Origin of the sequence: Kocuria atrinae C3-8 (genome assembly GCF_000286355.1) — a bacterium.
In the GTDB taxonomy this organism is placed as follows: Bacteria; Actinomycetota; Actinomycetes; order Actinomycetales; family Micrococcaceae; genus Kocuria; species Kocuria atrinae_A.
Genome location: NZ_AJXN01000060.1, coordinates 1 through 2876, shown reverse-complemented (window position 1 = coordinate 2876; position 2876 = coordinate 1). Strand labels below are relative to the sequence as shown.

Genomic DNA, 2876 nt, shown 5'->3' with positions numbered 1-2876 from the left:
ACCCTGCACCCTGCACCCTGATCGACGCTCCGACCCTGACCCCCGGCCCGCTGCATTCTGGTCGACGTTAGAACCAAGAACTCCCGGAATTCTGGTGATTCCGTCGATCAATGTGCAACCGCTCCGGACGAGTGGGTCGTACCGTTGATGAGACGGCAGGCAGTCATTCTGGTCTCTACCGAAAATCGATCGCCGTATGCCGAGTCCACAAGTCACCTATAGGGATCGAGAGTGTCGTGCCGAAAGCTGTTTCCCTCATTCGTTCAGCCAAGTTGTCCGACGCCGCCGAGTACGCATACGCGGCCACCGCGCCCGCCGATTCTCGCCTGATAGCTAACAAGCACCCCGGTGCACGGTGAACTCGGTGAGGGACTCTAAGGTGTAACTCAGGACACAAACACCACCTTGCAGGAGGACCTCAAGCATGACCAGCGAGCCCAAGCCCCAGCACCTCGGCGCCAATGGGGAGGACGTCCCCGATGCCCACTACGTACGGACCGGGGACCACAGTTTCCGGACCACGGTGTACACGCAGGGTGCGTGGAGCCCGCTGGAACAGCACATGGCGGCGTCGTCGGGCTTGATGGTCCATGAAATTGAACGCAACCACCCGCGCGAAGACGTGATCCCGGTGCGGTTGTCCTACGACATCCTGGGCTTCATCCCCGGCGGTGACATCGAGGTGCACACCCGCGTGCTGCGCCCCGGCAAGACCATTGAGCTGCTCGAGGCGACCATGAGCGCGGGCGGCCGTGACTGCATCCGATTGAGCATGTGGCGGTTGAAGACCTCGGATACCCAGGACGTGGCCGGCGGCGAAATCCGCCCCCTGCCTCCGGTCAAGGAGTGCCCGCCGGTGGACATGACCGAGACGTGGGCCGGTGGCTTCATCGCCACGCTGGAGGCTCACCTGGCTCGCGAACCTCGCCCCGGAAGTGCCGCGGGGTGGCTGCGTATCAAGCATCAGGTCGTAGAGGGCGAGGAGTCCTCGCACACCGCTCGCTTCGTGAGTGCCATCGATACCGCCAACGGCATCGCACCCCGCGTGGAGCCCGGCAAGTGGGCGTTCCCCAACGTGGACCTGTCCATCCACCTGATCCGTGAGCCGGTCTCCGAATGGGTGGGCTTGGACACCAACGTGGAAATCGGCCCCGGTGGCGTGGGCCTGACCCACTCCGAACTCTTCGACGAGAACGGCCCGATCGGACGCGTGGCCCAGGCGTTGACCGTGCGCCGCATGGGGGACTGATCACACTTCGCAATACCGTTGGCCTCGGCCGGGCGCGGCAACCGTAGAATGGCCCCTAGTTCTGAGAATCCACAACGGGTCGTAACTGTAGGAGGTCCACCCGAGTGAGCAGCATCAAGATCAATGTGACCGACCGCGACGGCGTGCGCACCGAGGGCGTCGAGTGGAAGGACTACGAGTCCCTCATGGAGGCTCTGACCCGTCACAAATTCCCCATCCTGGCGACCTGCGGCGGCAACGCCTCGTGCTCCACGTGCCACTCGTACCTGGATCAGGAGTCGTTCGTGAAGACCGGTGGCACCAACGAGGAGGAAGAAGACCTCCTGGAGATGCTCGACGACACCCGTCACGACAACTCCCGTCTGACCTGCCAGGTCGAATGGAACGAGGACCTTGAGGGCGCCGAGATCATCATCGCCCCGGAGTGGTGAGTCACCCGCTGTAGATCCCGTCGACGCCGCTCGCCTGCCTTCCTCACGAAGGTTCGCGAGCGGCGTCGTTGTCTGTGCAGCACCCCGCGACACGGAAGAAAGGTGACCTAATTGGAATCCCGGGGGCGGGTACGCGAAAGTTAGACCATGACTGCTCTCCGGGATGATCTGACCACTCGTGCCGCGTACGTTTCCGACGCTTCCATCTATCGCAGGCTCCCCCAGGCCGTGGCGGAACCGCGCTCCGTGGAGGAGATCCGTGAGCTGCTGGCCACCGCCCAGGACAAGGGCTGGCCGGTCATCTCCCGCGGCGGTGGAACCTCCGTGGCGGGCAACGCGATCGGTGACGGCTTGGTCATCGACACCTCCCGGTACTTCAACCGCATCCTGGAGATCGACCCGGACCTACGGACCGCCACGATCGAACCCGGCGTGATCTGCGATCAACTGCGTGACGCCGCGAGCGAATTCGGCCTCACCTACGGCCCGGACCCCTCCACCCACTCGCGCTGCACGGTGGGCGGCATGGTGGCCAACAACGCGTGCGGCTCCCACTCGGTCGCGTGGGGCACGAGCGCATCCAACCTGGTGGCGGTCACGGTCATGCTCGCCGACGGACGTGAAGTCACCCTGGAGGCCGGCGGCACCTCGGACCCCGCCCTGGATTCGCAGCTCAAGCAACTGCGCGACCGGCACCTGGCCATACTGCGCACCGAACTGGGTCAGTTCCCGCGCCAGGTCTCCGGTTACGGTCTCCAGTACTTGCTCGGTGAGAACGGCTTTGACGTGGCCAAGGCCTTCTCCGGTACCGAGGGCACGTGCGGCATCATCACCCAGCTCAAGGTGAAGCTGGTCGCCAAGCCCAAGTTCACCGCACTGGCAGTCCTCGGTTTCAAGGACGCTATCGAGGCAGCCACTGCCGCGCCCAAGTTCCGCGTGCCCGGCGTGACGACCATCGAGGGTATGGGCTCGGACCTCCTCACCGCACTGCGCACCCGCCAGGGTCAGGAGAACGCCGGCGGTGAACTCCCCGAGGGTGGCGGTTGGCTCTACTGTGAGGTCGGCGCGGACACTCAAGAAGAAGCCTTCGCAGCGGCCCAGAAACTCCCCGCACTGGTCGAGGAGACCGTGGTGGATTCCGTAGTCGTGAGCGACCCCGCCGAGGCGCGCGCTGTGGCGCATCCGCGAGGCCGGCA

General features: G+C 64.8%; 2 protein-coding genes and 1 pseudogene. All 3 read left to right on the top strand.

Annotation, left to right across the window (positions count from 1 at the left end; all coding sequences use genetic code 11):
• Positions 1 to 424 precede the first annotated feature (424 nt).
• Positions 425 to 1249 (top strand): thioesterase family protein, encoded by an 825-nt coding sequence (locus YO9_RS0107580; RefSeq protein ID WP_016996928.1) that lies wholly within the window; start codon positions 425 to 427, stop codon positions 1247 to 1249.
• Positions 1250 to 1353: 104 nt separating this feature from the next.
• Positions 1354 to 1680, top strand: a complete 327-nt coding sequence (locus YO9_RS0107575) for a 2Fe-2S iron-sulfur cluster-binding protein (protein ID WP_016996927.1) — start codon at positions 1354 to 1356, stop codon at positions 1678 to 1680.
• Between the two features lie 147 nt (positions 1681 to 1827).
• Positions 1828 to 2876: pseudogene (locus YO9_RS0107570) on the top strand (FAD-binding oxidoreductase); the annotation flags it as partial.